The sequence below is a fragment of the Paenibacillus sp. GL_099_B genome (genome assembly GCF_057835695.1).
The window spans coordinates 4,194,110-4,220,398 of the sequence record NZ_CM174430.1 but is presented as its reverse complement, the minus strand read 5'-3'; the positions used below and the strand labels follow the sequence as shown (position 1 = coordinate 4,220,398).

Sequence of the window (26,289 nt, the reverse complement as noted above, 5' to 3'; positions counted from 1 at the left end):
TGCAGACATTGTTTTACTTGGTTCAAAACGTTTCTCTAGACCCACACAACATCGTGATGATACCATCGTACAAGTGCTAGAAAACAGGTGGAATCAGGGGGATTACGTTAGTGGAGCAAATAAAGTACGACAACTTAAAATTGGGTGAAAAGGGAGCAATCATCAGTATTATTGCTTATATTTGTTTGACTGCAATCAAAATGATTATCGGTTATATGTCTAACTCCGAAGCTTTGAAAGCCGACGGGTTAAACAATGCTACCGATATTATAGCTTCGATCACGGTTCTTATCGGTCTGAGACTTGCTCAACGACCTGCTGATAAAGATCATACATACGGACATTGGAAAGCAGAGACCGTTGCCTCACTGGTTGCGTCTTTCATAATGATGGTAGTTGGGCTACAAGTGCTTTACGGAGCGATTACATCCGTATTCCAGGGGAAAAGCGAATCTCCGGACATCATCGCAGCATGGACAGGCATTTTCTGTGCCGCTGTGATGTATCTGGTTTACCGATATAACAAAAGACTTGCTTTGAAGATCAAGAGCCAGGCAGTTATGGCAGCTGCAAAAGACAATATCTCTGATGCTTGGGTTAGTATAGGGACAGTTATAGGGATTATTGGTTCCCAATTCGGCCTACCATGGCTCGACCCATTAACAGCTGTAGCGGTGGGCTTTCTAATATGTAAAACCGCTTGGGACATTTTTCGTGAAGCAACACACCATCTTACAGATGGATTTGACGAAGAGCTAATCAAGGAGTACAGGAGTACAATTGCCAACGTAGATGGCGTAGAGGCGGTTAAAGATTTAAGAGCCCGGAATTACGGTAATAATGCCGTTGTCGATGTGGTAATTCTTGTACGATCGGATTTGGATCTTCAGAAAGCTCATGATATTTCAACAAATGTAGAAGACGAATTGTTAAAGGAACATGAGGTATACACTGTTCATGTCCATGTTGAACCAGACTCGGATGAAGCCCCTAATGAAGCACTTCAATTATAAAACATGAGTGGCAAATATAAGGACTTGCCAGTAAAAAAGGACATACTCTTATTGACGTATGACAAAACAGGTAGCCGGAGGGCTACCTGTTTTTTAGTTGGAAGGGTCACCGAACATGTCCTTCTGATTTCTTTTGCGGAAACTTCTCGGAGATTCACCGACTGTTTTGGTAAATAGAATCGTAAAGTAGTTTGGGTTCTCGTACCCAACCAACTTGGAGATTTCCCATACTTTTTTCTTGGTCGAAACCAACAATCGGGTCGCTTCTCCCATTCTTCGCTGAATGAGGTAATGATAGGGGGAGGTACCGTAGCAATTTTTATACATATGGATCAAGTAGTAGAAGTCGATATGGAATTGGTCCGCCAAGTCCTTCAGCTTAATATTTTGACGATAGTTCGTATCCAAATAGTCTTTGATGCTTTCAGCGAGGGTATTACTCCGAACGATCTCATTTGCTGTGCGCTGATGGTGAGACATGCGATCGATAATCAGCAGAACGGCATTCAGTAGATGATGGGAAATAGAGTTGTATCCTTCTTCCCGGATTGAAAATTCATTGAACATGGTCTGCATTAACGAACGGATCTCTTCCGAATAACGATTGGCACGAACGACTGGCTCGCTACCGGGAGGAACAACCCAATCATTGTTGGCACGGGTACCCTCTTTGAAACGAAAGCCGCAATAAAAGGTGGATAAAGGGAACTCGGGGTCCGATTTTTCCTCGTGAAGTGTTCCTTTGTTATAAATAAGAAGATCTCCCGTTTGAGCTGAGTGCTTTGTCCCATCAATCGTGAACGAACCCTGACCCTCATTAACGTAAATAATCTCATGCAAATCGTCATGCTTGTGGGTCGGAAAACTCCAATGTGGATTGTCTGCCAACTTCCCTACATAAATAATAATGCAATCTTGATCTTCATGCAGTCGGTCGGGCTCATGGCGTGTATTCATTAATGTCTTCCCTTCAAGATTCTGTGGTGAAATGACAATATACATAATGTTTTGGATGAAGATCACAACAACCTTGATTGTCGCTTAGCATGTCTGACAGTACAATTTCACTATTCAATAATATGTACTATATATCGAATTGAAGGGATGTGAAAGCAAAATTTGTTAAGAATGGAATCCATTTAAGAAAATGAAACGCTTGCAACATTAGAGAGAATTGTGAGGGCTTATTATTGACTAGAAAAAGAGAAAATTTACTTATTTTAACACTTACGTTGGTTAGCTTTGTATTGGGAACAACCGAATACGTAATCGTGGGCGTATTGAAGGAAATCGAAACCTATATGAAAGTATCGCTGGCTGCTGCAGGCGCGCTCGTATCCGGCTTCGCCATTGCCTATGCGATCGGAACACCGTTTGCCGTTGCTTTCTTGGCCAAAATTCCCCGAAGAAACTCCATTTTAATCGGGTTTGCAGTCGTGCTTGCCTTGAACGTACTTACCATTTTCTCAACGACGTTCTATTCCTTGATGGTTATTCGGATCGTTTCAGCCGTAGCATGCGGACTTACGATATCGCTTTCGATCTCGATTGCAAGTGATGCAGTTAACCGGGAAAGGAGAGGGGAAGCGATCGCCTGGATACTGGGCGGCTTTTCCATTGCCAATGTGCTTGGCGTCCCGCTTGGAACCTTCATCGGACAGCATCTGAACTGGTCCATGACGTTTGTTGTTACAGCATGCATCGGGGTTGTGCCATTCATATTCATGTTCCGGATTCTTCCGCGACAAACTACGATCATTGCCGGTTCATTCAGTGATCAAATGGCGCTATTTATGAAGCCGCGCATATTGCTGGCCTGCTTGATTCCGGTTCTTGGAAACAGTTGTGTTTTTGTAATTTTTACTTATATTACTCCTTTGCTGGGGAACTCCATGGGTGTATCTGCAAGTTGGATTAGCGCTGTACTCCTCATCTACGGTGCCTGCAGCATACTGAGCAACTGGATCGGTGCCAAAATAGCCAAAGGAGATTTCTTACCCAAGCTTAAATGGCTTTTCGTCATTCAAGCTGCAATCTTTCTGGGACTCAGCTTCACCGTGTCTCACCTGTGGCTGGGCTTGGCGTTCCTGTTCCTGATCGGTTGCCTGTCATCATCCATGAGCGCGGCGTCCCAGCTCTATCTGTTCGACGTCTCCGGAGCGATCGTGCCGAATTCCAGACCATTTGCGTCCACATTGCTGCCTGTGGCAGCAAACGTGGGGATAGCACTTGGCTCCGGAATTGGCGGGCTTGCTGTCAATTTAGGTGGTGTAAACTGGGTGCCACCAGTAGCTGTGATACTAGCTCTGATGGCTTTTGTAATCACAGCGATCTGCCAGCGGTCCATTCAATTGAAGCCGGAGGGAGCCACCGCTCCTAAAGTAGACTATTCGATTCCAAGTCCCAATTAGTTGCCCTGAAGTCTGCTACTCTGGTCCACAAGTGTGACTTCATTGAGTGTGAGCAACTTGAAACGACATTATCATACATGTTCGAGCAACGGAAAGCCGCTAATTTAGCGGCTTTTTTTGTTTTTTTGGATAGATTTCTAGCACAAAAATTATTGTGAAAATAAGCTGAACAGCACCTTTTTCCCATGGATCACTTTTTGTTCAAAAGCGGAATTGAAAAGGAAGCATTCAAAAAAACGGTTGACGAAGGAAGATATCCTGTATAGAATAAAGCCGTTATTTAGTAAATTAGTAAATTAGTAATTTAGTAAATTACTAAATAAAAAGTTGGGGGATAGGAGGGGGAAAATGAAAGAAGCCGTTGCTTTATGATGGAATGAATAGTGAACGGATGCGCACGTTAGCAAAAAACTTAAAGGATATGGGGTATTAACATGTTTGCCAATCCATATGTTCGAACAATTATCCTCTCCCGGGTGCTCTTGCAACTCGGAATTTGGATCCGGAATTATGCCGTTCTTCTTTATGTTTCCGAATTGACGCATAATAATCCGGTTGATATATCACTGATTTCGGTAGCGGAATTTTCACCGATCTTTATATTTGGCCTGATTGGCGGTACCTTTGCCGATCGATGGCGGCCGAAAAAAACAATGGTATGGAGCGATTTGTTATCAGGTTTGTCCGTGGGCGTTGTGTTGCTTGCGGTCATGAATGGTGGATGGATTGCACTTCTGATTGGATCTTTCGTTTCTGCCAGCTTGTCACAGTTTTCTCAACCTTCCGCGATGAAACTGTACAAACGGCATGTACCAGCCGAACAATTGCAGGGCGTTATGGCAATGTCCCAAACGCTTGTTGCTGTCTTTATGGTTTTGGGGCCGGTCATCGGCACGTTTATTTTCATTAAGTTTGGCATTAGCGTATCGCTCATCCTGACAGCAGTTATGTTTCTGGGCTCTTCGCTCGTATTATCATGGCTTCCCCGGGATGTAGATGAAGCAAGATCAGGGAATACCGGTGGCTTCGTCAAAGAACTGACGGATGGCCTGCGTTATATCAGGGCGAATAAATCCTTGAGAACACTTGGATTAACCTTCTCGGCAGTTGGTTTGGCATCAGGACTGACTCAGCCGCTTCAGCTCTTTCTTGTCATTGAAAATTTAGGTCAGGATAAAGAATTCTTACAATGGCTCGTAATGGCAAATGGGGCGGCCATGTTGGTCGGAGGTGCTGTAATTATTGCGATCGCTAAAAAAGTAAAGCCACAGTTATTGCTTTTAGTCGGCTTACTTGTTAATGCCATCTGTACGGTTGGAATGGGCGCATCAACACAAATTTGGTTAACCATTATTTTCCTCGTAATCAGCGGTTTGTTCTTCCCTTGTATCCAAGGTGGAATTCAGACGCTTCTTGTGCGGAATACGGAAGGGGCATTTATTGGCCGGGTATCCGGAACGATCATGCCGATTTTTATGGGAATGATGGTGATTGGCATGCTTACCTCCGGATATCTTAAGGATACGTTTTCCCTGCTTAGTGTATTTATAGCGAGTGGTGTTTTTGTGATGATCGGTGCGCTATTATTGCTCCCTATTGTCATTGAAAGAAGAAATAAGTTCATTAGCAACAATAAGGAGTGAGAGACACATGGATATGAATAAGCGCAGGGAGCTGCTGGAGGAATATAAGCAGATCAAGACGTATATGGGCGTAGCCCAAATTAAAAACAAAGTAAACGGTAAAATCTATATCGATAGCTATCCCAACTTGAAAAACAAATGGTTTACTCTGCAGATGCAACTAGATCAAGGACGATTTGCAAATGCCGAGTTGCAAAAAGAATGGAGAGAATTCGGAGAAGAGGCATTCACTTATGAGGTTCTGGAACAGAAGGAAATCGATAAGGTGACGGATATACGTTGGGAACAAAAACAAATCCTGAAGCTGTGGCTTCAGAAGTTACAACCCTACGGAGACAAGGGCTATAATAGACCTCCAAAGAATTAAATAATGTCACAGGAAACGAATTTGACTAACAGTGAAAATCAAGATAAGATGAAACCGTCGTTTAGTAAATTAGTAAAAAGGTAAACGGAATGAGGGAATGTAATTGAAAATACCTACAACGTTAAAACATAAACCTGTTATCGTATCAGATAATTATGAAAAGGTTGACGGCCGAATGGCCGGAAACACGGACGCAAAAGGTCTTTCCCTGGGATTGGCCCAGTGGAACGATAGAGGAAAAGTTGATATTTCAGCGAAAGTATGGAGATACACTGGAGAAAAGTGGTCCAGACAATCTGAGGAACTGCCTCTCCATCGTGTGCTGGATTTGTCCATTCTGATCTGTCGGTCTTTGGAACATTTTCGCGAGGCCTATAGATATGAGAATTTATATGACCCAGAGCAGCCTGTCATCGATCGTGTTGGCCTACAAGGGGATGCAATGTCCGTGGAGATCTGTACGGATAATGAGAGAATTAATGAAGATATTAAACTTTTCAGCCAAGCTCTGAGTGATGACGATGAAATGATTGGTGAGCGTTTGCGTACATTATCCAAAATATTAAAGGATATGGGTTATTAACAATATAACGTCACGCAAAAGTGGATTGAGCAAAAAGAGCCTAAACGTCTATAGACGTTTAGGCTCTTTGTTGTGAGTTAAATATAACGCTTTTAGTTAGCAATGAAGTTCCCCATTCGATTGCTTTTATGAATCTCTTCCGTTCCAGCATCGAGAGCAGTCCTGTAATATGCACGTTTATGTTCAATAACTTCCATGGTCTTTCTAAGTTCTTCCATTTGCGTTTCTACACTCGCCTTGCGTTCCGTGAACATGTCATATCGCTCCTGCAAGGTGGAGTCACCCTCGGAACACCATGCAATAAAATCTTTGATATCCTTGATCGGCATCCCGGTAGATTTCAGACATTGAATGATCTTCAAAAAATCGATGTCTGATTCTTTGAAGTTTCGAGCTCCGCCAGGGGTACGTTCTACAAAGGGCATGAGTCCTTCCTTGTCGTAGTAACGCAATGTATATACGGTTAGTTTCAATTCTTTAGCAACTTCGCTAATTGAATATGTCATTTATTTTCCCCTTTTCGTACTAATATAGACTTCGAGCTAACTCTAGTTTATTTTGGGATTCTACCACGCATATTGTAGGATGTCAAAATTTCAAAAGACATTTGACCTAGAGTTAACTAGAGGGATTAAGATAATTTTGCAAGGGAAAAGGAAGAATGACAATCTTAGGAGGTTTTATTATGATAACTGCTAAAGCACGAGCTGTTGACGGTCCGGACCAATCGTTCCGGGCGGCTGAGATTAAACGACGCGATCTGGATTTGCACGATGTCCTGATCGAGATTAAATATGCTGGCATATGCCACTCTGATATCCATACTGCTCACGGCGAATGGGGCCCCGTAAACTATCCGCTCGTACCTGGACATGAGATCGCAGGAATTGTCACCGATGTAGGATCCGAAGTTTCAAAGTACAAAGTTGGTGACCGAGTAGGGGTCGGATGCATGGTTGACTCCTGTGGCGAATGTGAAAACTGCCGCCAAGGAGAAGAGCAGTACTGTCTCAAAGGAAATGTTCCTACCTACGCGGGTGTTGATAAGTACGGCGAACCTACACAAGGCGGGTACTCCACCCACATTGTCGTAACCGAGGAGTTCATCGTTCGTATTCCCGATAACATCGAGCTGGATGTCGCTGCACCTCTACTATGTGCAGGTATTACAACATACTCGCCGTTAAATCATTGGGGAGCGGGACCAGGTAAAAAAGTAGCGGTTGTAGGTCTGGGTGGACTGGGTCATATGGCTGTCAAAATTGCACATGCCATGGGCGCAGAAGTAACTGTTCTATCACAATCATTGAAGAAAAAAGAGGATGGTTTGCAATTCGGGGCAGATCATTATTATGCCACAAGTGAACCTGATACGTTCGCAAAACTCGCCGGGTCTTTTGATCTGATTATTAACACGGTAAGTGCAAATATCGACATCAATGCTTACTTCTCACTGCTCACTCTGGATGGCACGCTGGTTAATGTGGGTGCTCCTGGGGAGCCGTTGGCAGTAAACGTGATGTCCCTCATCGGTCACCGTCGTTCGTTTGCAGGTTCAATGATCGGGGGCATCCGTGAGACTCAGGAAATGCTTGAATTCTGTGCAAAACATAGTATCGTCCCTATGATCGAAGTCATTTCAGCTGACCAAATTGACGAAGCATACAAACGCGTATTAGCTTCAGATGTGAAGTATAGATTCGTAATTGACACTAGCACAATTTAAGTCACAAAGTAATCGGTAAAGATTTTCACCATTTGATCTATAAATAGAAATTAGAAAATCCAATCGCTCATAACATTGCGATTGGATTTTCTTCTTTTATGATGAAGGAGACTGAAAGAAAGAACTAGAAAGACGAGCTGTTGTATTAATCTGAAACGATGAGTCCATCAAAGTTCTCAGGACCTACACGGATTGTACCCAGCAAGTTGGAGCTTACGAATGCAGTGTATGTCAATTGAGGGGTAATTGGCGGATTGAAATCATCCGCAGAGAACGTAATAATTTGAGGTGCCAAAACACTCAAATTAAAAGTGGAAGTTGCTGAGTATATTACAGGGTCAGTGGACAGTGTTCCTCTTACAATGGTAATCGTTATTCCAGCAAGAGCTAACGGTACTTGAACAGAAATCGTTCCTTTAAATTGAACTCTGGGGTTAGTACCTGCACCTACTGTCTGAAGACCAAGTTGTCCAAACAATTGCGGTGTGTTGATTACCAGGATCGGAATAGCAATCGAGTTAGCCAAACTTGCGTTTTGCGATGTTCTCGCATCAATAAACGTTGTCATTGAATCTACCTCCTAATCAGTGGAATAGAATAGTATATTCAAAGGTTACTAGTATGCTTGGACTTCTTGATATAATTTTTAAAAAGGCATCTTACTTGAACTAACGGGCAGAATCGTTTTAGTATCATAAAACATGACGAATTGAGGGGGATTGGAAATGAAAGATTCCGTTCTAGAGCATTGTTGCGAGAAGATATTAACAACGTATTAAGTTCGACTGGTTTCACAGATATGGAATGGCATTTCCCCGTGGACACAGGTTATTACCAGCCTATCGTGACAGCTCGGAAATTTTAAGCTTATCTATGTACAAAGGAACGAAGCAGCCTCGATAAGAAGCTCGCATTCGTTCCTTTTTTTCGTGAATCAATACAATTAACCCACTTGAACCGTTGGGCGAATGATCATTTCGTTAATAGCAACATCCGATGGTTGCTCAATTGCAAATGCGATTGCACGTGCGATGTTATCGGCATCGATAGCCGTTTTGTAGAAATCATCTAAACCTGCTTTGGACTCAGGATCACTTGTCGTTTCCAGTAACTCGCTGCTGACAGCGCCTGGAGAAATATTAGTAACTCTGATATTGGTGCCGCTCATGGCTTCTTCCTGACGCAACCCTTCGGAGATTGCTGTAACGGCATGCTTTGTTCCACAGTATACAGTTCCACCCGGATATATGTTATGTCCAGCAACAGAGGAAAGGTTCAAAATATGACCTGATTTCTGTTCTCTCATGGACGGAAGAACCGCTGCAATAGCATAGAGGACACCCTTAATGTTTACATCGATCATATTGTCCCATTCATCAACTTTTTTCTTGAAAAGAAAGGCTTGAGGCATGATGCCTGCATTGTTGATTAGAACATCAATTTTTTCAAATTCGCTTAGTGCATATTCAGCCAAATCTTCCATTTGAGTATGCGAAGTCACATCTGTTGGTTTGATAATAGCGTGACCGCCATTGTTCTGAATTTCTCTTTGCAATTGTACTAAACGTTCTTCCCGGCGAGCTGCCAATACCAGCTTGGCTCCTTTCGAAGCAAGAACTTTCGCGGTAGCTTCTCCAATCCCACTGGATGCTCCCGTAAGAATTACAACTTTACCCGCAATATTAGACATATTCAATTTCATTCCTTTCATTTAGATACAGATTCTTTCGCCTTAGAGCGCGTTGTACCACTCATCATTCACAGGTTCTAACCATTCCGTTTGTCCTGGTGTCATAGCCAGATGCACAAACCAGCTTTCGGCTGTTGCCCCATGCCAGTGCTTAACGTTCGGAGCAATATTTACAACATCTCCGGTTTTAAGTAATTGTGCAGGTTTACCCTCTTCCTGGTACCAGCCTTCACCACCTGTAACGAGTAGCACTTGGCCTACCACATGTGAGTGCCAATTATTGCGTGCTCCTGGCGCGAAAGTGACATTTCCAATGCTTGTATTAAGTGGAGTTTCATCTGTAAAGACCATTTCCAGATATGCGTCTCCAATAAAATTGGCTTCTACTTTCTTTCCCAGTGGGAAGATGGTGCTGTTACTCAAATGTTCGTTTGTCATAATGAATCCCTGCTTTCTTTTTTATTTATAAATATCTTTTGCAATATTGAACGCAGACCATGCCTTCGGCCAGCCCACATAGAAGGAAAGGTGAGTAATCATTTCAGCCACTTCATTACGAGTTACTCCATTTTCCTTTGCTTTGTGAAGGTGTGGGGTTAATTGTTCGAAATTCCCACCGGCAATAAGTGCAGAGACGGTAATCATACTGCGATCACGACTAGATAATTCTTCTACTCTTGACCATACCTCGCCAAACAGAATATCATCATTCAACTCTGCAAATTTGGGGGCGAAGTCACCCAATATATCTCTTCCAGCAGTTTGTTTTTTTTCCATAGCTATGTGATCCTCCATTCGTTGTACATTTAAGAATTATTTAGAATTTCCTTCTACTCGATAAGTCATCCACAATCCGTTATGTTCCATCTGTTCGACTCTTATCAATTCAAAATGAACGGGGAAGGTTTCTTTGGAACTCGAACCATTCTCAAAGATGGTCAAAGCCGGAGAGCTTGCCTCTGCAAAAGGAACGAATACGAGACTTAACTCATCGATCAAACCTTCATTCAGGAAAGAGCCGTTTAAGACACCGCCGCCTTCAAGCAATAATCGATCAATGGAGAACAATGCTTTCAGTTTTTTTACAACCGTCACAACGTTAAGCTCTTTCGTTCCACCAAAGATATAAGAGATGCCCAATTCCTGTAGATATGCGAGATAAGCATCGGGTACTTCTTCAGTCAGTACCTCAATGATGTGATCCTTAGTTCTGTTGCCATTCTCTTCGGATATATAGTTATGGGTCCAAGCCAATTTGCCGTGTGGATCTACGGCGATGGCATAAGTTTCAACGTCTTTCTGCGCAATATAATCCGTTCGAGGAATCGGGGACTGCTTGTCTTGATTGGATGGAGGAATATATTCATGTGCAAAATGTTCTTGCATCGTGACTCGTCCGCACATCCAAGCATCACATCCGTAGCGGTCATGAATATGTTCATACTCATTAATGAAGTAGGTTGACCGATCATCTTCCAAAAAATCCCCGATAATTTTGCCATCTATTGAACTAAGCATATGACAAATCATATAGGGTCTGTCCATCGTAGCATCTCCTTTCTATATGAATGGATTGCAGGGGGAAAGTAACATCATCCATTACTGTAGGATGTAATTTAAATTTACATACATACAATAATGAACATCTATCTATTATTATATAAGAGAGTATCGTATAATCAATTGTTAGATTCATTGAATTTGTTCATTAATAAACATAGATGTGTGTATTGTAAATAAACGTCAAGAGGGCATGAACAAAAAACGCTTTCGAGAGTTGCCTCCCAAAAGCGTCCTAATTTTATTTCTATTTAAATACTAATGGTCACCCTTTGACTGCTCCCGCAGTAAGTCCGCTAACGATATATTTCTGTCCAAACAAGTAGAGAATAAACACAGGAAGTGAAGTCAGTACAAGATTAGCAAAAATCAAATTCCAGTCTCGGCTGTATTTGCCGTAAAAATTATAGATCGAAAGCGGCATCGTCCATGTTGAACTATTCGTTAGGAAGTATACCGGAATCGTGATATCGTTCCATACCGACATAAACACCATGATCGCTACCGTTGCGTTAACGGGCAGGATGAGCGGTGTAACAATACGGAAAAACACACCGAATACGCTGGCACCTTCCAGAAATGCAACTTCGTCCAGTGCTTTCGGAATGGTTTTGATAAATCCGCTGTATAAAAATACGCTAAAAGCGGTATTAAGCGCAGCGTAAATCAGGATGACGCTTGATATGCTGCCGTAAAAACCCAACCCCTGCACGACCCGGATCGTCGTAATGATCGACATCGGTGCAATCAGTCCCATGAAAAAATACATATATATTGTGTTTGAAAGTTTTGTGTCCCGGCGTGCCAGAATGAAGGACGCTGCTGAGGAAGCCACAATGTTGATGATTGACGAGATCCCCGTAATCCAGATGCTGTTCAGGAATGCTCGGGACAGACCGCCTTCTTCAAATACCCGGACATAGTTTGAAAATTGCCATTTATCCGGCAGACTTAAGGAAAAGCTGAGCACTTCAGCGCTCGTTTTGAACGAACCCAGAATTAGAATCACCAGAGGCAACAGTATGAGTAGAGAGGCGAGGAGCAAAAATCCTTCAACAACATAGTTGCGAATAGCGAGTTTGCGTGTATATCCCATGTTATTCCGTAACCTCCTTGCGCCGCATGAAAATCAATAGCGGTATAGCAATAATCGTGACAACCACAAACAGAAGCGTGTTGACTGCGGTACCAAGTCCCCAGTTTCCTTCGCCGAAGGAGCGGAGAATGATTGTACCCACAACTTGTGAAGCGTTGCCTGGACCTCCGCCGGTCATGACATACACTTCCGAGAATACTTTAAGCCCGCCAATCAGCGTCAACATCAGATTAATATTGATGGCTGGCAACAAAAGGGGCAGAGTAATTTTGAAAAAACTTTTCCAGGAGCTTGCTCCGTCAATCGTAGCGGCTTCATAATATTCTTGAGAAATGGATTGTAAACCAGCCAGATAGATGGCCATTTGGAATCCCGCGCTTTGCCAGATGGATACTATGGCAATCGTCCAGATGACAAGGGAAGGATTGGTCAACCAAGCCTGACTCAATGAATGTAATCCGACTGCTTCCAATACGTGATTAATCGTACCCTCCGTACGCAGCATTGGTGTGAACAGGATGCTAATGACCAGAATGCTCAGTATGGAAGGGGAGTAGAAAATAGCGCGCAACAGGTTCTTCGTTTTTAATCTCATATTTAGGGCCACGGCTAATAGCAGACCAATAATATTTTTGCCAGCAACCGTAACAACGGCAAAAATCGCCGTATTTTTAAGCGCCAAAATAAGCGTTTTGTCTGAGAAAATTTTCTCGAAATTGTCCCATCCGATAAACTTCAGATCAATACGATCCAGACGCCAATCCGTGAAGGAGTAGTAGAAAGCAGCAAGTGCCGGAATAACAAAAAAGATAGAGTAGATGAGTAGTGCCGGAAATACCATGTAATATGAATATAAATTTTTAGCCCTTTTCATGTCTCACACTCCGTTATGGCTAGGCAGCACATCATTCAGGAATGACATGGTGCCCTGTATTTCATTTCTTAGAAACCGGAAACGCCTTTATCTTGCATCAATTGACTGAACTTCTCATCCCAAGATTTCAGCACTTCCTCCGGAGTCAAACCACCAGCGAATTGATCCTGTAACAGTCTGTATAGCTCACTGCGATCTACCAGCATGTAAGCATCCGTTGTCAACACAGTTTTCTTGGGCAGGATGTAATTGTCGACGATATCCTGTTTGTAAGCAGGCAACTCTGGTGTAGTAACATCGCTAAAATTGGATACATAGCCCTTGGAATCGACGATCTGTTGTGCAATTTCCTTGGAGGCGATAAAGTCCAGGAACTGTTTGGCTTCGTCCAAATGCTTAGCCTTTTTCGGAATGAACAGCTGTCCTCCAAGCGGACTTGCACCCAGTTTGGCATCATCGGAAGACGGAATTGGGAATACGCCGAGTTCCATGCTTGGATCCTGTTCTGCTACGCCTTCGATTAACCAATCTCCCATAAACATCATGGCGACTTCTTTGTTCAGGAATTTGCCAACCGCCATGTCATAGCTATCGCTCAGCACATCCGTATTGGTATACCCCTTGGTGTAGACTTCGTATTGCTGCTGCAAAAATGTTTTGAACTCGGGAATATCGGACCATTTTTTCTTGTTGCTGTTGAGCTCATCGAAAAAAGAAGGATCGTTTTTGGCTACAAAATCGGCAAATGCTGCCGCAGGCCAGATGTTCGCAGCCCATGCATCTTTATAGGGCATGAATACCGGAGTAATGCCGCCAGCTTTAATTTTTTCACAAATAGCCAAAAATTGTTCGTAACTTGTAGGGATGGACAGACCCAGGTCAGCAAAAATCTGTTTGTTGTACACGACGCCTTGCATGCCCGTGTCCTGGCTGACATGGAAGCTGTAGATATGGCCGGCAGCGGAGAGTACGTCTTTGTTTACAATTCTGCTGGCCCAGGACTCGTTATCCAGAATTTCGAAATTGCGTTCAAGATTCAAATCCGTAACCGCACTGGCCAAATTGTATTGAATGATGTCGGGCGTTTCGTCTACAGCCAGCTTGGTTTGCAGTACGGTCGTTGTTTGCTCAGCCGGAATGAGCTGCAGATTAACAGAAATATGGGTCTGTTTTTCAAATTCATCGAGAATATCCTGCTGGATAAAGGCAGAATCCTGTGAACTCTTCGAAATGGCCAATTCCAGTGTGACCTTGCTGTTCTTATTTCCACTGCTTGCAGACGTATTAGAATCAGTGCCACCTGATCCGCAAGCGGTCAGTGAGATGGACAACAAGCTCGCCAGTACAATGGATGCTGCTTTTTTTCTTTTATGCATATTCAACGCAAATCCCCCTCTGAAACATGTAATGAATCCGTTTACAAATTCAATTATAAAATCCACTTCTTCTCCGGTACATGTCTGTGCTTGAATATTTATGTGTAAAATCCTGAACTTGAAATCGCTATCATTTCATTCAAACCCATGCTACATTAAGACATGATCCAGACGAGTTTCACAGCATGACAGGACAGGAGGCTTCGCGAAGCATGGCTAAATTTATACATAGAGCCACACAATTCAGCTTGCAGACAAAAGTACTTTTGACATTTCTGGCCCTTCTTTTGTTCGTGCTGGGTTGCTTTATCGTTTATGTGAACCTTGTCGTTATCCGCCCGCTCACACAAAAAACGGAGGAGGATACGCTGGTCACTGCCACAAAGGTACGAGAACAAGTTGACCTATATGTAGAGCAGCAAAACCAGATGTCCCAGCGCATATTGTCCAATAAGGACATCTTTGCAACGATGGACAAGAGTTCTTTAGCCCCAAGCAATTATGAAAGACTAAAGCAGATTCGGAAACTAAAAGATATCATGTTTCAGGCTATTGGCCCCAGCATGAACATCAAGGACATGTCCATTTATGATAATCAAGGTGTGCTGCTCACATCGTATCTGGGTTCAGGGCATCCTCCAACAATCCTAAGTACCCTAACGGAAAAAAGCAGGAGTGGACGAGAGTGGACCGGGAACGGTTTTATTCTGCTTCGAGAGGCTGACACCATCTCATTTGTCCGTACGGTCAACGATCAGAATGGCAAGCTATACGGATATCTTAGTATTCAAATGGATCAAGCATACATTCAAAACCTTACGGAAGGAATTACAGCAGGAGATGTATTCATTTTGAACAAGCAAGGTGAGCAAATGACTGGCTCGGAAGCGAGAAAGAACGCATTGGTGTGGAAAGAGCCATTATCCGACGAAGGACTGGCAGTTGATGAACAAAATAATTACGTTACGCATTCTACATCTCACCATACGGGTTGGATTACTTTTATAATAACGCCGAAAAATTCGGTTTTAGGCTCGATCCGTTCTGTACAAAGCATGTCCGTTCTACTGATTACTGTCTTAATGCTCATTTCTTTCGTGTATATTTTCTTCTCCACACGCAACCTGTTGCTTCCCATTCGTAAGCTTCGCAGCCAGATTTGGCGCATCAACTACAGCAATATGAAGCTGAAAGTCGATGATCGACCCAAAAATAACGACCTGATTCTGCTGAATGAAGCTTTTCAGGACTTGATGGAACGATTACAGCAGTCCATTGACCGTGAGAAGAAGGCATTACATGAAGAAGTCACTGCGCGGAATTCCGCATTGCAAGCCCAGATTGCTCCCCATTTCCTTCATAACGTCCTTTATTTGATCAGCATTGCTGCTCAAGAGGGGAGAACCCAAGTCGTGTCCGATATGTGCAAACATCTGTCAGACAGTTTACGTTATATTGTTTCATCTCCTTATGCACATGTGACGATGACGGATGAGCTTGAGCATACAAGACATTATTTGTCGTTGGTACAACAAAAGTATGAAGAAGATTTGGAGTGGAACATCGATGCTGATGAACTGACGAGTGAAATCCGGCTGCCGCGGCTGGTCATTCAGCCTTTCGTTGAAAACTGTATTGAGCACGCTTTCTTTAATACCACACCTCCCTGGCGTATCCAAATTACCGTGAAGCAGTATAACGGATTATGGGCGTTGGAGATCAAAGATAACGGAGAAGGCTTCCAACCAAACAAAATAGAAGAGATTTTGTCCAATATTCAGAAGTCCGGCTCCGGAATGAATCAAACCCCCGATCGCCAGACAGCTCTTGGCAACATGGGGATCGTCAATAGCGTCAATCGGCTTAAACTGATGTATAGCAATCGGCTTTTATTTAACATTTACAACAATCATTCAGACAATGAAAAAGGAGCAACCATTCAAATCATCGGATCGATGACGAGGGATTTTTACTGAACACAGGAGGGATAGACCATGTACAATATCATGATCGTTGAGGATAGCAAACCTATATTGCGCAATATTAAAATGCTGATGGATAAGCTGGATTTTCCCATTCACGTGGCAGTTACGGCCACAAATGGGGAAGAGGCGTTAATAGCACTTCAGAAGCAGCCAATTGATCTCCTGTTGACAGACATACGGATGCCCAAGATGGATGGCTTATCACTAATTGAGCAGGCGAAATTAGCCCAGCCTGAGTTGAAGGTCATTCTAATTAGCGGGTATAGTGATTTTGAATATACACGAAAAGCATTGAATTTGCAGGTGTTCGACTATTTGCTGAAGCCCGTCGAACCTGAGGCGCTGGAGGAAGTCATGGGCAGAGTTATTAAACAGCTCGATCAATCGAGGTCTAGGAACTTCCATGAGTTGCAGGAGATCGTTGATCCCCATAGTTATGCTGAACTTAAGCCAGGAGAACATGCTGCTTTTTTGGCCCAAATGATGATCATTCTGCGCAGACAGCCTTTCACCTCGGAACGGGAACGCTGGGGACAAAAGACGTTACAGGCTTCTTTAGAAGATTTTTTTGCTCCTCGTCCATGTAAAGTTTTTCTAAGTCAAACTCCGCAGCAATTCATCGTTTTTGTAAACAGGGGGATTCTTGATTTGTATTCTTCTGTACATGAATGTCTCGAATCGTTGCGGCGTCATTTAGTTGTACAAGGTATGGACACTACAATCGCTGGGCAGCTAGTATGGTCGGAATCCGCTAATCTGTCGGAGCTTTATCACCAAATATCGTCCATTTTATCGATGCATCAGCGATTGAACAATGGATTGGTGCTGGATAGCGGAAATCCCGTCTCCATAACAAGAACTGAAGCAGGTTGTCTGGATTCCACATTGGAATCTGCTTTTGTCCACATGATACAAGCTCGTCAGAAGGAGCATCTTACCCTTAAGCTGTCCGAGTTGATGAATCGATGGACGGAGGATAACGTACATGTAAAGGAATTGGAACGATTTATCAATTTAGTGGTGGATACATTCGCACATTTGGTTGAAGAGCAAGGGGCGGGAATTAGGCTTGGTCTGGAGCTTAGAGCAAAAAAACTATTTGATAAAGAAACATATGGTGATTTCTGCAGTGAATTAACGGAATGGATTGGACAATGTTTTGAAATGCTTCAATCCCATGGTCGGAAAAGCAGAGAAGATCTGTTTGTGCAAATGGATGAGTACATCAAACGGAACAAGTATACCCAAATATCGATCAATGACATTGCAATGAAGTTTCACGTCAGCCCCTCTTACGTTAGCAGAGTCATTAAAAACGTAACGCAAGTCACGTTTGTGCAGTATTATACAAAGCTTAGGATTAAGGAAGCATGCAGACTGATGGAATGTCAACCGGATATGAAGTTTAAGGAGTTATCGGATCTGTTATCGTTCAGTGATCAGCATTATTTCTCCAAGGTGTTTAAGGAATATACGGGACTCAGTCCGACAGAATATAAAGAAATACTGCTTAAATAGTCTGACCGAGGAAAACATATTAAAAATTCCGAAAACGTTTGCTATGTATTTTAATCTGCCTGGTCTCATTATTTTATGTTGCAAACTATACAAATTTAGAGTAGATTAAGAGTGTGATTAATGTTGTATTTGCAACAAAAAACCGAACTGTTTTAAACAAGTAATTGATTTATAGAAGGAGAGATTCATCAGAATGACAGTGGAAATTAGAGCATGCAGTCACGAGGATTTAAAAATACTACAAGAAATAAGTATAGAAACATTCAACGATACATTTAAAGATCAGAATTCCCCTGATAATATGAGAGCCTATCTGGAAAGAGCATTTAACGCTAAACAGTTGGAAGCTGAACTGTCCAATAGCTGTTCATACATCTTTTTCGTCTACTACAATGATGAACTTGCCGGATATCTAAAAGTGAACAGAGATGGCGCCCAATCCGAACAAATGAGTGATGTTTCACTTGAAATTGAGAGAATTTATATTAGGAAAAAATTCCAAAAGCATGGACTAGGTAAATATCTGCTAAATAAATCCATGGAGACCGCATTGGAACACAAAAAGAAGGAAATCTGGCTCGGAGTATGGGAAAAGAATGACAATGCCATTGCTTTTTACAAGAAGATGGGGTTTGTGCAAACTGGCTCACACTCATTTTATATGGGGGACGAGGAACAAATCGATTTTATTATGGTCAAGACACTCTAGTAATCTTATCGCTCCTAAAAAATTGTACAGATTGTTTAAAAGTTGCTTTCTATTAGATATGGTCAACGCACGTGAATGGTCGTATATTAATACTATGTGGGTCTGGGTATGATACAGATCCACATTGTGTTACGATAAACGATTCTACATAGAAGGACGGGGAAATATGGACTTTAAACCGCTTGCTTCATTTATTGACCGTATTACATCATGGAGAATTCCGTGGGCAGAGGTCCTTGTGATGCATCAAAATGATACCGTTTTCCGTTACCGGAATGGTTATGCTAATCTGGAGGAACAAACGCCCATCGGCGATGGGGCGATCTTTAATCTCTACTCCATGACGAAAATCATGAGCTGTGTGGCAGCGCTTCAACTTGTAGAGAGAGGGCAAATGCTGCTGAGCGATCCGGTATCCGACTATCTGCCTGAATATGCCGAGATGACGGTGAAGAAAACATTATCGAGCGGCGAGGTCAGATTGGAAAAAGCGACAAAGGCGATTACAGTACGTGACTTGTTTACGATGACTGCCGGGTTCTCCTATGATATTGGCTCGCCAAGCATTCAGGAAGCTGTGCAGAGCACCAACGGAACATTATCGACACGAGACTTCGCGAAAGCGCTCGCCAAGGAACCGCTTCTGTTTGAGCCAGGTACGCATTGGAACTATAGCATGTGTCACGATGTGCTCGGAGCTTTGGTGGAGGTTGTGAGTGGTAGACGTTTTGGTAAATATCTGCAAGAAGAAATTATCGGACCGCTAGGTATGAACGATACGACATTCGACCTGAACGAGGAACAGCAGACCCGCCTGATTCCGCAGTATGCTTACAATGATGAGCTTGAAAAACCCGTCCGAATGGACGGAAACGGATTCCGGGTAGGCACGGATTTGGAGAGCGGCGGTGCCGGACTATTGTCCACCGTTAGCGACTATGCACTGTTCCTTAGCGCGCTGACGGGAAAAGGAACAAGTCCAAAAGGCGTTCGCATTCTGTCACAGGCTTCAGTTGAACTGATGCGCACAGACCATCTGAACGATCTGACCCGTGGTGATTACTCCTGGGATCATATGGGAGGGTATGGTTATGGGCTGGGTGTACGTACGCATATCTCCAAAGCCGGCAGCGGTTCGTTAAGCCCACTTGGTGAATTTGGATGGAGTGGTGCTGCCGGCTGCATGGCCATCATTGATCCAGATTCTGAACTCACGGTCATGTATGCGCAGCATCTGTTGAACAATCAGGAGCCTTATGTTCATCGCCGCTTGCGTAATGTTGTTTATTCCTGTTTGTAAAGCGGGAGTGGAATCTGACGAGGCATTTTGCTTAATTCAACGACTTGATGTTGAGTATTCGTACAATTGGAAACAAACAGGGACGCGAGCAATGTCGCGCCCCTGTTATTATTTTTTCCTTTTCTTTTTGAACTAAGGTTCGAGGGTATTTGAGAACTTTCGAGAGGTTACGCGATTAACCATATAAATACCGATGGACACGAACAGCAATGCGATTAGGTTTTTGAATTCCATAATCGTTTCTCCCAAAAACAACGCCGATAGCAATGCACCAAATACAGGGATAAGGAAGTTATACACAGATACTTTCCCCACTTTGTTGTATTTCAGAAGTAGATTCCACAAGCAGAATGCGGCTGATGAAAGTAAAACTAAATAAATCAGGATACCCGTTGATTCAAGTGTAAAATGTGTAACCCGGCCGCCAAGCAGGAGTCCCAGTATGGTGAGTGCCAGTCCGCCGACAAACAGGCTAACTCCGGTAATAACCAGCACGTCGATGGAGCCTGTTAAGTGCTTTGCATAGATGGCCGTAATGGAAAAAATAAGAGCCGCCATAATAACGAAACCTTCACCTGTGAGAGAGAAGGAGAATTCCAGCAGATTGGAGTGGAAATTAACAATAATTACGCCAATAAATCCTAGTAAACAGCCGACTATTTTATTTTTGCTCAGTTTATCATTTTTATATAAAAAATGAGCTAGAACAACACTGAAAAAGGTCGTTGTCGCATTCATAATCGAACCTTTGACACCTGTTGTATTGGCTACACCCACATAAAAAAACATATACTGCAGCCCCGTTTGGAACATGCCAAGCAATATTAAACTTGAAAATTGTCGTCCAGACAGTTCAAATTTCCGTTTACTAATGACACGAAACAGGAATAGAAGCAGTAATCCTGCTAAAATAAATCGATAACCCGCAAATACAAATTTGGATGGAATATCTTCTGCCAGGATGTCAAAAGCACTATATCCTAGCTTAATAAACGGGTAGGCACTCCCCCATAACAAGCAACATAAACTTGCAACTAGTGTCACAAATAAAGGATCACTAAACTTATTCGGGTTCTCCAATGCTTTTATTTCATTCACTTTCAATCTTCTCCTCGCATGATATGTAAATGTGTACGGGCTGATCGCACCTCACTGACCATATCACAAACTGCTAGTAGCTGTAACAAAAAAATGAAATTCCGTTTCATAACAAGACTAAGAGGCTATAATTAACGTTGTGAAAAATGATTGAGGGGATGAAGGCATGTTTAAATCTAAAGAACTAATAGATAGTATACTTGCTAACTTTAATAATATAGAGATTACGAACATCATTGAAGAAAAGCATAATAGAGAATACGAAGGAATGATTATCTATATTGGAGATTATAAATATCGAAGTCGCCTCGCCAAATTAACTCCAAAGAAAAAAGGATTTTTTGTTGTGTTTTGGAAAAAAGACGAAAAAAATCAAAATCAACCGTATTCCTTTTTCGAAAGTCCAGACAAACTAATAATCTCAATTATAAATGGAAATATGAAGGGACAGTTTGTTTTTCCAAAATCTAAATTACTCGAAAAAGGAATTTTGAAAAACGAGGACACTAAAGGGAAGATGGCTATTAGAGTTTACCCCTCTGGGGAAAAAGAGTTAAATAAATCAGCTGCGCAAACACAAAAGTGGCAACAAGAATATTTTATTGATTTATCTGATGAAATAGATGACCAAAAATTAATAGACTTATATTTTGGTTAGGTTTTTATACACTATGAATTTATGTATAGTCGCTTTTGGCGCAGAGCCAACCTGAAAGGTTAGCTCCGCCGTGTTATGAACAATGATCCTATAAGTACTACTTTCTTTCCAGGTTGAAGCCCTCTTTATCCAGCAATGGAACCACGCCCTGATCTCCAAGCATATGCAGCATTCCAACGACCACCATATACGTTTCTTTTTTATCGCTGTTCAGATAGCCTTTAATCTTCTCAGCCATTTCTACATTGCGGTCAGTGAGCAGGGCTTTGTGATATTCAGCATCCCAATCAGAAGAATTAGTATATGCATTCAAGGCATTATCATCGCCCTCTGTCCACATTTTAGAAAGATCATCGAGTCCACCACTTGGAGCAAGGGTGACCGGAGCAGATGGGTCCACGGTTTGCAGCAACAGCTTTTCCTGCAGAGCGTCGGAGTAGTTGTTGTTCGTTTGGAACTGGGAATCAAGAGTTTCCAGCGAAATAACCGGTTTGTTTGCTTGATTGGCTTTATCGATCAGGTACTGGTCTATCCCTATCTCTGACTGATAACCTTCATTTCCAACGATAATGCCCAGAATATTTTGTTGAGCAAACCATGGTTTGAAGCTATCAAAGCTGTTTTCCGGCAGCCCATTGGCTTTCAATAATGTGGTAACCTTGGTATACGTATCAGCGGATATATGATCTTTCAGTGTGGTTCCGTCTTTATAAACCCCAAGGTCCAATATATGTTTTTGCAATTCTTCGGGAGCGATCTTGGACAAGTCAACCTCCACGCCCAAGTAATCCGCAGCTTTTAACGCATTTTCAATCTCTGGACGAAGAGGGTACATGCCTTCCTGTACATAATGAATTGAACCGAGAAGATATACCGTGTTGCCTTTATGCTCTACTTTCCACAGAAAGCCTCGGCTTTCATCGGATTGATGCTTAGAAGTAAGGGAAACTTGGCGCAGCGATTGATCCCAGGCCACTTGATAACCTGCAGTTTCAGCGACAAAGCGGAGCGGCACATACGTTACATTCCGAATTTGCTTTGGTGCTGCATCCAACGTGACTGTTTTGCCGTTTGCAATGGCATTTGTGCTGCCAACCTTCAGGGATAAAGAGAGGCCATCTTTGACACCCGTGACAGTATGGTTCAATTTATTCCATTTCACATGGACACCCATTTTCTCCAATAGGAGACGTACTGGAACCAGAGTTATCCCTTTTTCTACGATCGCTGAGGTTTGGTTGAACTGGATTGGCTCGTCATTCAGCGATACGGATATAGCTTTTTCTGCTGCATGAACGGAGGAAAGTCCAGAGGTAAGTAAACATAAGGACAGAATTGAAGCCGTGATTTTTTTCATTTGCATGTAAGCTCCTTATTGTGAATTGATAAAGCATGAGGATTATTTCAGGACAGCGCGATAATACCGTTGAAGTTTAGATAATAACTGCCGTTCCGCTGACAGCAACCATGAGCATACCTTGACGAACAACTTCGTAATTCAGATCGACACCGATTAAGGCATTGGCTCCCATCTGTGAGGCTTGCTGGGTCATCTCTTCAAAGGCAGCGTCTCTTGCTTCCTTTAGCTTGTTCTCATAGGTACGAGAACGCCCACCTACAAGATCTCTGAATGAAGCGAGAAAGTCCCTCCCGACATCGGCAGCGATAATGACTTCACCGGTTGCAACGCCGATATACTGTCTGACGGGGGAACCTTCAACAATTGCTGTTGTTGTAATAATCAAATGTTTTCCTCCTAAAATAAAATAGATTTGTCGGAATCAGGTTCTCATTTCCTATGCTAACAGTGTTATTGAAACAGAGCCTTAACGAGTTGATGAACAATTGTTTAAGTTTGCACAGGCCGTTTAGGTTCTGTTAATGTGAGTATGCTACTATGAAATGGGTGAAAATGATGACCAATCAAACGGATATTAAAATCGCAATCGTCGACGACGAACCCTCAATAGTCACCATGCTGCAAATGGTGCTTCGCAGGGCAGGGTTTCATCAGCTGTACGATGCTTCCACCTGTGCGGAAGCTCTCAATCTGGTACAGCGGGTTTCCCCGGATATCGTCCTGCTCGACATCACGCTCCCAGACGGGAGTGGTCTGGAGCTCTGCTCCAAGCTTCGTGAATACGGAAATCCGCATGTTTTGTTTCTGACGGCTAAGGCATCCGATCTCGATGTGCTGAGGGGATTCGCCATGGGCGGGGACGATTATATTACCAAGCCCTTCAATCCTTTGGAGGTAGCTGCAAGAATTCAGGCACGCATACGCCGTTTGGAGCCGGAAACTCCAACTGTGAGTCAGGTGAAACGTCCTGAACCAGGGATTTACCAATTCGGCCGCTTCACCGTGAATGAGGCGGAGGGCGAGTTAATCGTGGAGGGACAGCCCGTCCCTTGCCCTGCACAGGTTTTCCATCTGCTGCTGCACTTCTGCAAGTTTCCGGGGATCGTATTTTCCAAAACACAGCTCTACGATCAGGTGTGGGGGATCAATGGACAGGGAGATGACTCGACGGTAATGGTGCATATTCGGCGCATACGAGAGAAGATCGAGATCGATCCAGGAAATCCAAAGCTGCTGCTGACCGTACGTGGGCTCGGCTACAAGCTGTCAAAGGAGTTTCAGGAGCAATGAAGATACAACAGCGCATGTCATTCCACTTCACGTATCAATTGATCTTTTATGCCCTGATCATTCTGGCCATTACCCTCATTGCTTGCATTATATTCTTTCAAAACACGACAAATAGTGAGTTGCGCCGGAACTTTCCGGTGGGAGCCTTGCAACTGATTGCTCAAGAAGCTTCTTCAAAGGACGGGACGATTCAGATCTCCCCTAAGTGGGATAAGCTCATTGAGGAAAAAGGAATGTGGATGCAGGTTGTAAATGCCGAAGGTGAGGTCATCTACGAAGTAAATACAAATTCGCATGATGGGCTGTCGCCATCGTACTCTATCACCAAGTTACTTGATATTCAGGAGACGCGGACACTTGGGACGTATGCCGTTCAAACTCATCTGAACTTTGCTTTTAATGTGCCGGTTCTGTACATCCTTGGCTACCAAAGTTCTGACCTTGACCAGCTCATGGCCTGGTTTGACGAATACGGGCAGCAGGGCATGGTATCTAGCGAAAAGGTATCCTTTCTGGATCAACGACTGCGTGAAACAGGCAGTTATCTGCAGGTAATCAACTCCACGGGTCATATCGAACAAGCCATCGGCGATGGAACGTATTTACAGAAGGGGTACCGTCCACTGGACATTCTGGCAATCCAGCAATCGCCCAGCAACTACGATACGAATATTGTCGCCCATCGGGACCAGCTCAGTGGAATGACCTGGATCCTTTATACGCCCAATCCAACGGGAGGTCCTTTGAAACATCCGGCGATGGATACGGCAACGCGCGGACTTATGTGGTTTGCAGGTCTAGCTCTGCTCTTGGCAATACCCATATCGATCTGGCATGGCTACCGTTACGGTCAGCCGCTGATTTTGTTCGCAGGCTGGTTCGAACGTATGGGGCGTGGGCAGTATGATCAGATACTTACCTCCAAGGACAAACGCAAGATATTCCGCTCCAATGGCACGATGCGAAACCGTTACAGGCTCTATAAGGAAGTCATTGAATCCTTCTATCAAATGGCTGATCAATTGGCCCAAACCGAGAAGGAGCGCGAGCGGCTGGAGAAAGATCAAAGAGAGTGGATGTCAGGAATTTCACATGATCTGCGTACGCCGCTGTCCACAATTCAAGGTTATGGATATATGCTGGAGAGTTTACCGGAACAATGGAGCCAAGAAGAGATGCGTACCATGGGGGCGACGATCCGGGAAAAGGGGGATTATATGCTCGAGCTGATCTCTGACTTTTCCATGATCCATCAGCTCAAGCAAGGCGATTCGATTATGGAGCTTCAGAAAATCGATTTGGTTGAGCTGGTGCGCTGCTCCGTGCTGAAGTATGTCAATGACGCTACGTTGTCTGAATACCAGTTTCACTATATTGGGGAGGAGCATCCCTTGTGGGTACAGGCTGATGAAACCTGGATGCTGCGGTTAATGGATAACTTGCTGTCCAACGCCGTGAAGCATAACCCGCCAGGCGTGAACGTCACCGTCTCCATCGGCAGAATGAACAATAAGGCATGTATTCGCGTATTCGATAATGGGAAAGGGATGGACGAGGAAACGCTGCAGCATTTGTTCAATCGTTATTATCGGGGAACAAATACAGAGGAATCGACGGCTGGCTCTGGACTCGGGATGAGCATTGCCAAAACGATCGTGGAAGCACACGGCGGAGAAATTCATGTACAATCCAAAGTGCGACAAGGTACGAAGATTGAGATTTTTTTACCTTGTTGAAATGTTTACTGTCTTGGGAAAATGTCTTTACTGGAAAAAGCAACCAACCTCATTTGAGGGCAGGTTGCTTTTTTTGTTGGCTTCTACATCTGTAATACAGAACATGCTGCACGACTGTAATCTGGTTGAGGAGAGGCATGTTTTTATAGGATTAATATTATTTAAAATCAAAAAAAGAACCTGGGTGATTATCCCCGGTTCTTCAATATTGTATATAAACAAACACAATGATATAATCAGATTACAGTTTCCTGAGATAATTAGACATAAATATCTTATCTTATATTTAAATCTTA

General features: G+C 43.2%; 26 protein-coding genes. 13 read left to right on the top strand and 13 right to left on the bottom strand.

Translation table 11 applies throughout. The features are described 5' to 3' along the window. Nucleotides 1–110 precede the first annotated feature (110 nt). Nucleotides 111–1,013: a cation diffusion facilitator family transporter gene (locus tag AC3ITG_RS19055; RefSeq protein WP_413372066.1), complete on the top strand. Its 903-nt coding sequence runs from the start codon at nt 111–113 to the stop codon at nt 1,011–1,013. A 93-nt stretch (nt 1,014–1,106) separates the two neighbouring features. Here AC3ITG_RS19055 and AC3ITG_RS19050 read toward each other — a convergent pair whose 3' ends face one another. Next, nucleotides 1,107–1,970, bottom strand: coding sequence for an AraC family transcriptional regulator (locus AC3ITG_RS19050; protein ID WP_413372064.1), 864 nt, complete (start codon nt 1,968–1,970; stop codon nt 1,107–1,109). A gap of 233 nt (nt 1,971–2,203) precedes the next feature. Between AC3ITG_RS19050 and AC3ITG_RS19045 the strand changes: the two genes are divergently transcribed. The 4 genes from AC3ITG_RS19045 to AC3ITG_RS19030 all read left to right on the top strand — a co-directional run bounded on the left by AC3ITG_RS19045 (nt 2,204) and on the right by AC3ITG_RS19030 (nt 6,017). After that, nucleotides 2,204–3,424, top strand: a complete 1,221-nt coding sequence (locus AC3ITG_RS19045; RefSeq protein WP_489251034.1) for an MFS transporter — start codon at nt 2,204–2,206, stop codon at nt 3,422–3,424. A 434-nt stretch (nt 3,425–3,858) separates the two neighbouring features. Beyond that, on the top strand, nt 3,859–5,067 hold the full coding sequence (locus AC3ITG_RS19040; RefSeq protein WP_489251033.1) for an MFS transporter: 1,209 nt from the start codon (nt 3,859–3,861) through the stop codon (nt 5,065–5,067). Nucleotides 5,068–5,074: 7 nt separating this feature from the next. Beyond that, nucleotides 5,075–5,434, top strand: coding sequence for a GIY-YIG nuclease family protein (locus tag AC3ITG_RS19035; RefSeq protein ID WP_489251032.1), 360 nt, complete (start codon nt 5,075–5,077; stop codon nt 5,432–5,434). 103 nt (nt 5,435–5,537) lie between these two features. Continuing rightward, nucleotides 5,538–6,017: a DUF6530 family protein gene (locus AC3ITG_RS19030; protein WP_063562767.1), complete on the top strand. Its 480-nt coding sequence runs from the start codon at nt 5,538–5,540 to the stop codon at nt 6,015–6,017. Nucleotides 6,018–6,109: 92 nt separating this feature from the next. Here the strand turns inward: AC3ITG_RS19030 and AC3ITG_RS19025 are convergent, their stop codons facing one another. Then, complete coding sequence (locus AC3ITG_RS19025) at nt 6,110–6,523, bottom strand: MerR family transcriptional regulator (protein ID WP_489251031.1); 414 nt, start codon at nt 6,521–6,523, stop codon at nt 6,110–6,112. A 179-nt stretch (nt 6,524–6,702) separates the two neighbouring features. Between AC3ITG_RS19025 and AC3ITG_RS19020 the strand changes: the two genes are divergently transcribed. After that, nucleotides 6,703–7,743: an NAD(P)-dependent alcohol dehydrogenase gene (locus tag AC3ITG_RS19020; protein ID WP_489251030.1), complete on the top strand. Its 1,041-nt coding sequence runs from the start codon at nt 6,703–6,705 to the stop codon at nt 7,741–7,743. Nucleotides 7,744–7,888: 145 nt separating this feature from the next. On the opposite strand, the gene AC3ITG_RS19015 is transcribed toward AC3ITG_RS19020, so the two are convergent. The 8 genes from AC3ITG_RS19015 to AC3ITG_RS18980 form a co-directional block, all read right to left on the bottom strand. Next, nucleotides 7,889–8,311 carry a hypothetical protein gene (locus AC3ITG_RS19015; protein ID WP_489251029.1) on the bottom strand — a complete coding sequence of 141 codons (423 nt, stop codon included), beginning with the start codon at nt 8,309–8,311 and terminating at the stop codon, nt 7,889–7,891. Between the two features lie 375 nt (nt 8,312–8,686). Then, nucleotides 8,687–9,433: an SDR family oxidoreductase gene (locus tag AC3ITG_RS19010; protein ID WP_489251028.1), complete on the bottom strand. Its 747-nt coding sequence runs from the start codon at nt 9,431–9,433 to the stop codon at nt 8,687–8,689. Nucleotides 9,434–9,475: 42 nt separating this feature from the next. Beyond that, nucleotides 9,476–9,871 carry a cupin domain-containing protein gene (locus tag AC3ITG_RS19005; protein ID WP_489251027.1) on the bottom strand — a complete coding sequence of 132 codons (396 nt, stop codon included), beginning with the start codon at nt 9,869–9,871 and terminating at the stop codon, nt 9,476–9,478. A 21-nt stretch (nt 9,872–9,892) separates the two neighbouring features. Next, a complete protein-coding gene (locus AC3ITG_RS19000; protein WP_413372054.1) occupies nt 9,893–10,210 on the bottom strand; it encodes a carboxymuconolactone decarboxylase family protein in 318 nt (105 codons plus the stop codon). 36 nt (nt 10,211–10,246) lie between these two features. Further along, the gene (locus AC3ITG_RS18995; protein WP_489251026.1) at nt 10,247–10,978 is read right to left on the bottom strand and encodes a dihydrofolate reductase family protein; all 732 of its coding nucleotides are present in this window, start codon (nt 10,976–10,978) and stop codon (nt 10,247–10,249) included. A 280-nt stretch (nt 10,979–11,258) separates the two neighbouring features. Continuing rightward, nucleotides 11,259–12,089, bottom strand: coding sequence for a carbohydrate ABC transporter permease (locus AC3ITG_RS18990; RefSeq protein WP_076289194.1), 831 nt, complete (start codon nt 12,087–12,089; stop codon nt 11,259–11,261). Nucleotide 12,090: 1 nt separating this feature from the next. Beyond that, nucleotides 12,091–12,963: a carbohydrate ABC transporter permease gene (locus AC3ITG_RS18985; protein WP_413372052.1), complete on the bottom strand. Its 873-nt coding sequence runs from the start codon at nt 12,961–12,963 to the stop codon at nt 12,091–12,093. Nucleotides 12,964–13,031: 68 nt separating this feature from the next. Continuing rightward, on the bottom strand, nt 13,032–14,339 hold the full coding sequence (locus tag AC3ITG_RS18980; RefSeq protein ID WP_489254498.1) for an ABC transporter substrate-binding protein: 1,308 nt from the start codon (nt 14,337–14,339) through the stop codon (nt 13,032–13,034). A 212-nt stretch (nt 14,340–14,551) separates the two neighbouring features. Between AC3ITG_RS18980 and AC3ITG_RS18975 the strand changes: the two genes are divergently transcribed. From AC3ITG_RS18975 to AC3ITG_RS18960, 4 genes are all read left to right on the top strand, one after another. Further along, the gene (locus AC3ITG_RS18975) at nt 14,552–16,315 is read left to right on the top strand and encodes a cache domain-containing sensor histidine kinase (RefSeq protein ID WP_489251025.1); all 1,764 of its coding nucleotides are present in this window, start codon (nt 14,552–14,554) and stop codon (nt 16,313–16,315) included. Between the two features lie 18 nt (nt 16,316–16,333). Next, nucleotides 16,334–17,842: a response regulator transcription factor gene (locus tag AC3ITG_RS18970; protein WP_489251024.1), complete on the top strand. Its 1,509-nt coding sequence runs from the start codon at nt 16,334–16,336 to the stop codon at nt 17,840–17,842. A gap of 193 nt (nt 17,843–18,035) precedes the next feature. After that, nucleotides 18,036–18,551, top strand: a complete 516-nt coding sequence (gene paiA / locus AC3ITG_RS18965; RefSeq protein WP_413372048.1) for a spermidine/spermine N(1)-acetyltransferase — start codon at nt 18,036–18,038, stop codon at nt 18,549–18,551. A 166-nt stretch (nt 18,552–18,717) separates the two neighbouring features. Then, nucleotides 18,718–19,851, top strand: a complete 1,134-nt coding sequence (locus tag AC3ITG_RS18960) for a serine hydrolase domain-containing protein (RefSeq protein ID WP_413372047.1) — start codon at nt 18,718–18,720, stop codon at nt 19,849–19,851. 132 nt (nt 19,852–19,983) lie between these two features. Here AC3ITG_RS18960 and AC3ITG_RS18955 read toward each other — a convergent pair whose 3' ends face one another. Then, on the bottom strand, nt 19,984–20,949 hold the full coding sequence (locus AC3ITG_RS18955; protein WP_489251023.1) for a DMT family transporter: 966 nt from the start codon (nt 20,947–20,949) through the stop codon (nt 19,984–19,986). A 166-nt stretch (nt 20,950–21,115) separates the two neighbouring features. Between AC3ITG_RS18955 and AC3ITG_RS18950 the strand changes: the two genes are divergently transcribed. Beyond that, complete coding sequence (locus AC3ITG_RS18950) at nt 21,116–21,607, top strand: MepB family protein (protein ID WP_489251022.1); 492 nt, start codon at nt 21,116–21,118, stop codon at nt 21,605–21,607. A 97-nt stretch (nt 21,608–21,704) separates the two neighbouring features. Here AC3ITG_RS18950 and AC3ITG_RS18945 read toward each other — a convergent pair whose 3' ends face one another. Then, the gene (locus AC3ITG_RS18945; protein WP_489251021.1) at nt 21,705–22,964 is read right to left on the bottom strand and encodes a TraB/GumN family protein; all 1,260 of its coding nucleotides are present in this window, start codon (nt 22,962–22,964) and stop codon (nt 21,705–21,707) included. 76 nt (nt 22,965–23,040) lie between these two features. Continuing rightward, complete coding sequence (locus tag AC3ITG_RS18940; RefSeq protein ID WP_489251020.1) at nt 23,041–23,352, bottom strand: YbjQ family protein; 312 nt, start codon at nt 23,350–23,352, stop codon at nt 23,041–23,043. Between the two features lie 152 nt (nt 23,353–23,504). Here AC3ITG_RS18940 and AC3ITG_RS18935 point away from each other — a divergent pair, with 152 nt between their 5' ends. Together AC3ITG_RS18935 and AC3ITG_RS18930 are read left to right on the top strand one after the other, a co-directional pair. Next, nucleotides 23,505–24,257 carry a response regulator transcription factor gene (locus AC3ITG_RS18935; RefSeq protein WP_489251019.1) on the top strand — a complete coding sequence of 251 codons (753 nt, stop codon included), beginning with the start codon at nt 23,505–23,507 and terminating at the stop codon, nt 24,255–24,257. Continuing rightward, entirely contained in the window at nt 24,254–25,993 is a 1,740-nt protein-coding gene (locus AC3ITG_RS18930) for a sensor histidine kinase (RefSeq protein ID WP_489251018.1), read from the top strand. The genes AC3ITG_RS18935 and AC3ITG_RS18930 overlap by 4 nt, the downstream gene beginning before the upstream one ends. The last annotated feature ends 296 nt before the right edge of the window (nt 25,994–26,289 follow it).

Excerpts from the sequence above, each read along its gene's own strand:
- AC3ITG_RS19050 (WP_413372064.1), bottom strand. The coding sequence starts at position 1,970 with ATGAATACACGCCATGAGCCCGACCGACTGCATGAAGATCAAGATTGC.
- AC3ITG_RS19040 (WP_489251033.1), top strand. The coding sequence starts at position 3,859 with ATGTTTGCCAATCCATATGTTCGAACAATTATCCTCTCCCGGGTGCTC.
- AC3ITG_RS19035 (WP_489251032.1), top strand. The coding sequence starts at position 5,075 with ATGGATATGAATAAGCGCAGGGAGCTGCTGGAGGAATATAAGCAGATC.
- AC3ITG_RS19025 (WP_489251031.1), bottom strand. The coding sequence starts at position 6,523 with ATGACATATTCAATTAGCGAAGTTGCTAAAGAATTGAAACTAACCGTA.
- AC3ITG_RS19020 (WP_489251030.1), top strand. The coding sequence starts at position 6,703 with ATGATAACTGCTAAAGCACGAGCTGTTGACGGTCCGGACCAATCGTTC.
- AC3ITG_RS19015 (WP_489251029.1), bottom strand. The coding sequence starts at position 8,311 with ATGACAACGTTTATTGATGCGAGAACATCGCAAAACGCAAGTTTGGCT.
- AC3ITG_RS19010 (WP_489251028.1), bottom strand. The coding sequence starts at position 9,433 with ATGTCTAATATTGCGGGTAAAGTTGTAATTCTTACGGGAGCATCCAGT.
- AC3ITG_RS19005 (WP_489251027.1), bottom strand. The coding sequence starts at position 9,871 with ATGACAAACGAACATTTGAGTAACAGCACCATCTTCCCACTGGGAAAG.
- AC3ITG_RS19000 (WP_413372054.1), bottom strand. The coding sequence starts at position 10,210 with ATGGAAAAAAAACAAACTGCTGGAAGAGATATATTGGGTGACTTCGCC.
- AC3ITG_RS18995 (WP_489251026.1), bottom strand. The coding sequence starts at position 10,978 with ATGGACAGACCCTATATGATTTGTCATATGCTTAGTTCAATAGATGGC.
- AC3ITG_RS18990 (WP_076289194.1), bottom strand. The coding sequence starts at position 12,089 with ATGGGATATACACGCAAACTCGCTATTCGCAACTATGTTGTTGAAGGA.
- AC3ITG_RS18985 (WP_413372052.1), bottom strand. The coding sequence starts at position 12,963 with ATGAAAAGGGCTAAAAATTTATATTCATATTACATGGTATTTCCGGCA.
- AC3ITG_RS18980 (WP_489254498.1), bottom strand. The coding sequence starts at position 14,339 with ATGCATAAAAGAAAAAAAGCAGCATCCATTGTACTGGCGAGCTTGTTG.
- AC3ITG_RS18975 (WP_489251025.1), top strand. The coding sequence starts at position 14,552 with ATGGCTAAATTTATACATAGAGCCACACAATTCAGCTTGCAGACAAAA.
- AC3ITG_RS18970 (WP_489251024.1), top strand. The coding sequence starts at position 16,334 with ATGTACAATATCATGATCGTTGAGGATAGCAAACCTATATTGCGCAAT.
- paiA (WP_413372048.1), top strand. The coding sequence starts at position 18,036 with ATGACAGTGGAAATTAGAGCATGCAGTCACGAGGATTTAAAAATACTA.
- AC3ITG_RS18960 (WP_413372047.1), top strand. The coding sequence starts at position 18,718 with ATGGACTTTAAACCGCTTGCTTCATTTATTGACCGTATTACATCATGG.
- AC3ITG_RS18950 (WP_489251022.1), top strand. The coding sequence starts at position 21,116 with ATGTTTAAATCTAAAGAACTAATAGATAGTATACTTGCTAACTTTAAT.
- AC3ITG_RS18945 (WP_489251021.1), bottom strand. The coding sequence starts at position 22,964 with ATGAAAAAAATCACGGCTTCAATTCTGTCCTTATGTTTACTTACCTCT.
- AC3ITG_RS18935 (WP_489251019.1), top strand. The coding sequence starts at position 23,505 with ATGAAATGGGTGAAAATGATGACCAATCAAACGGATATTAAAATCGCA.
- AC3ITG_RS18930 (WP_489251018.1), top strand. The coding sequence starts at position 24,254 with ATGAAGATACAACAGCGCATGTCATTCCACTTCACGTATCAATTGATC.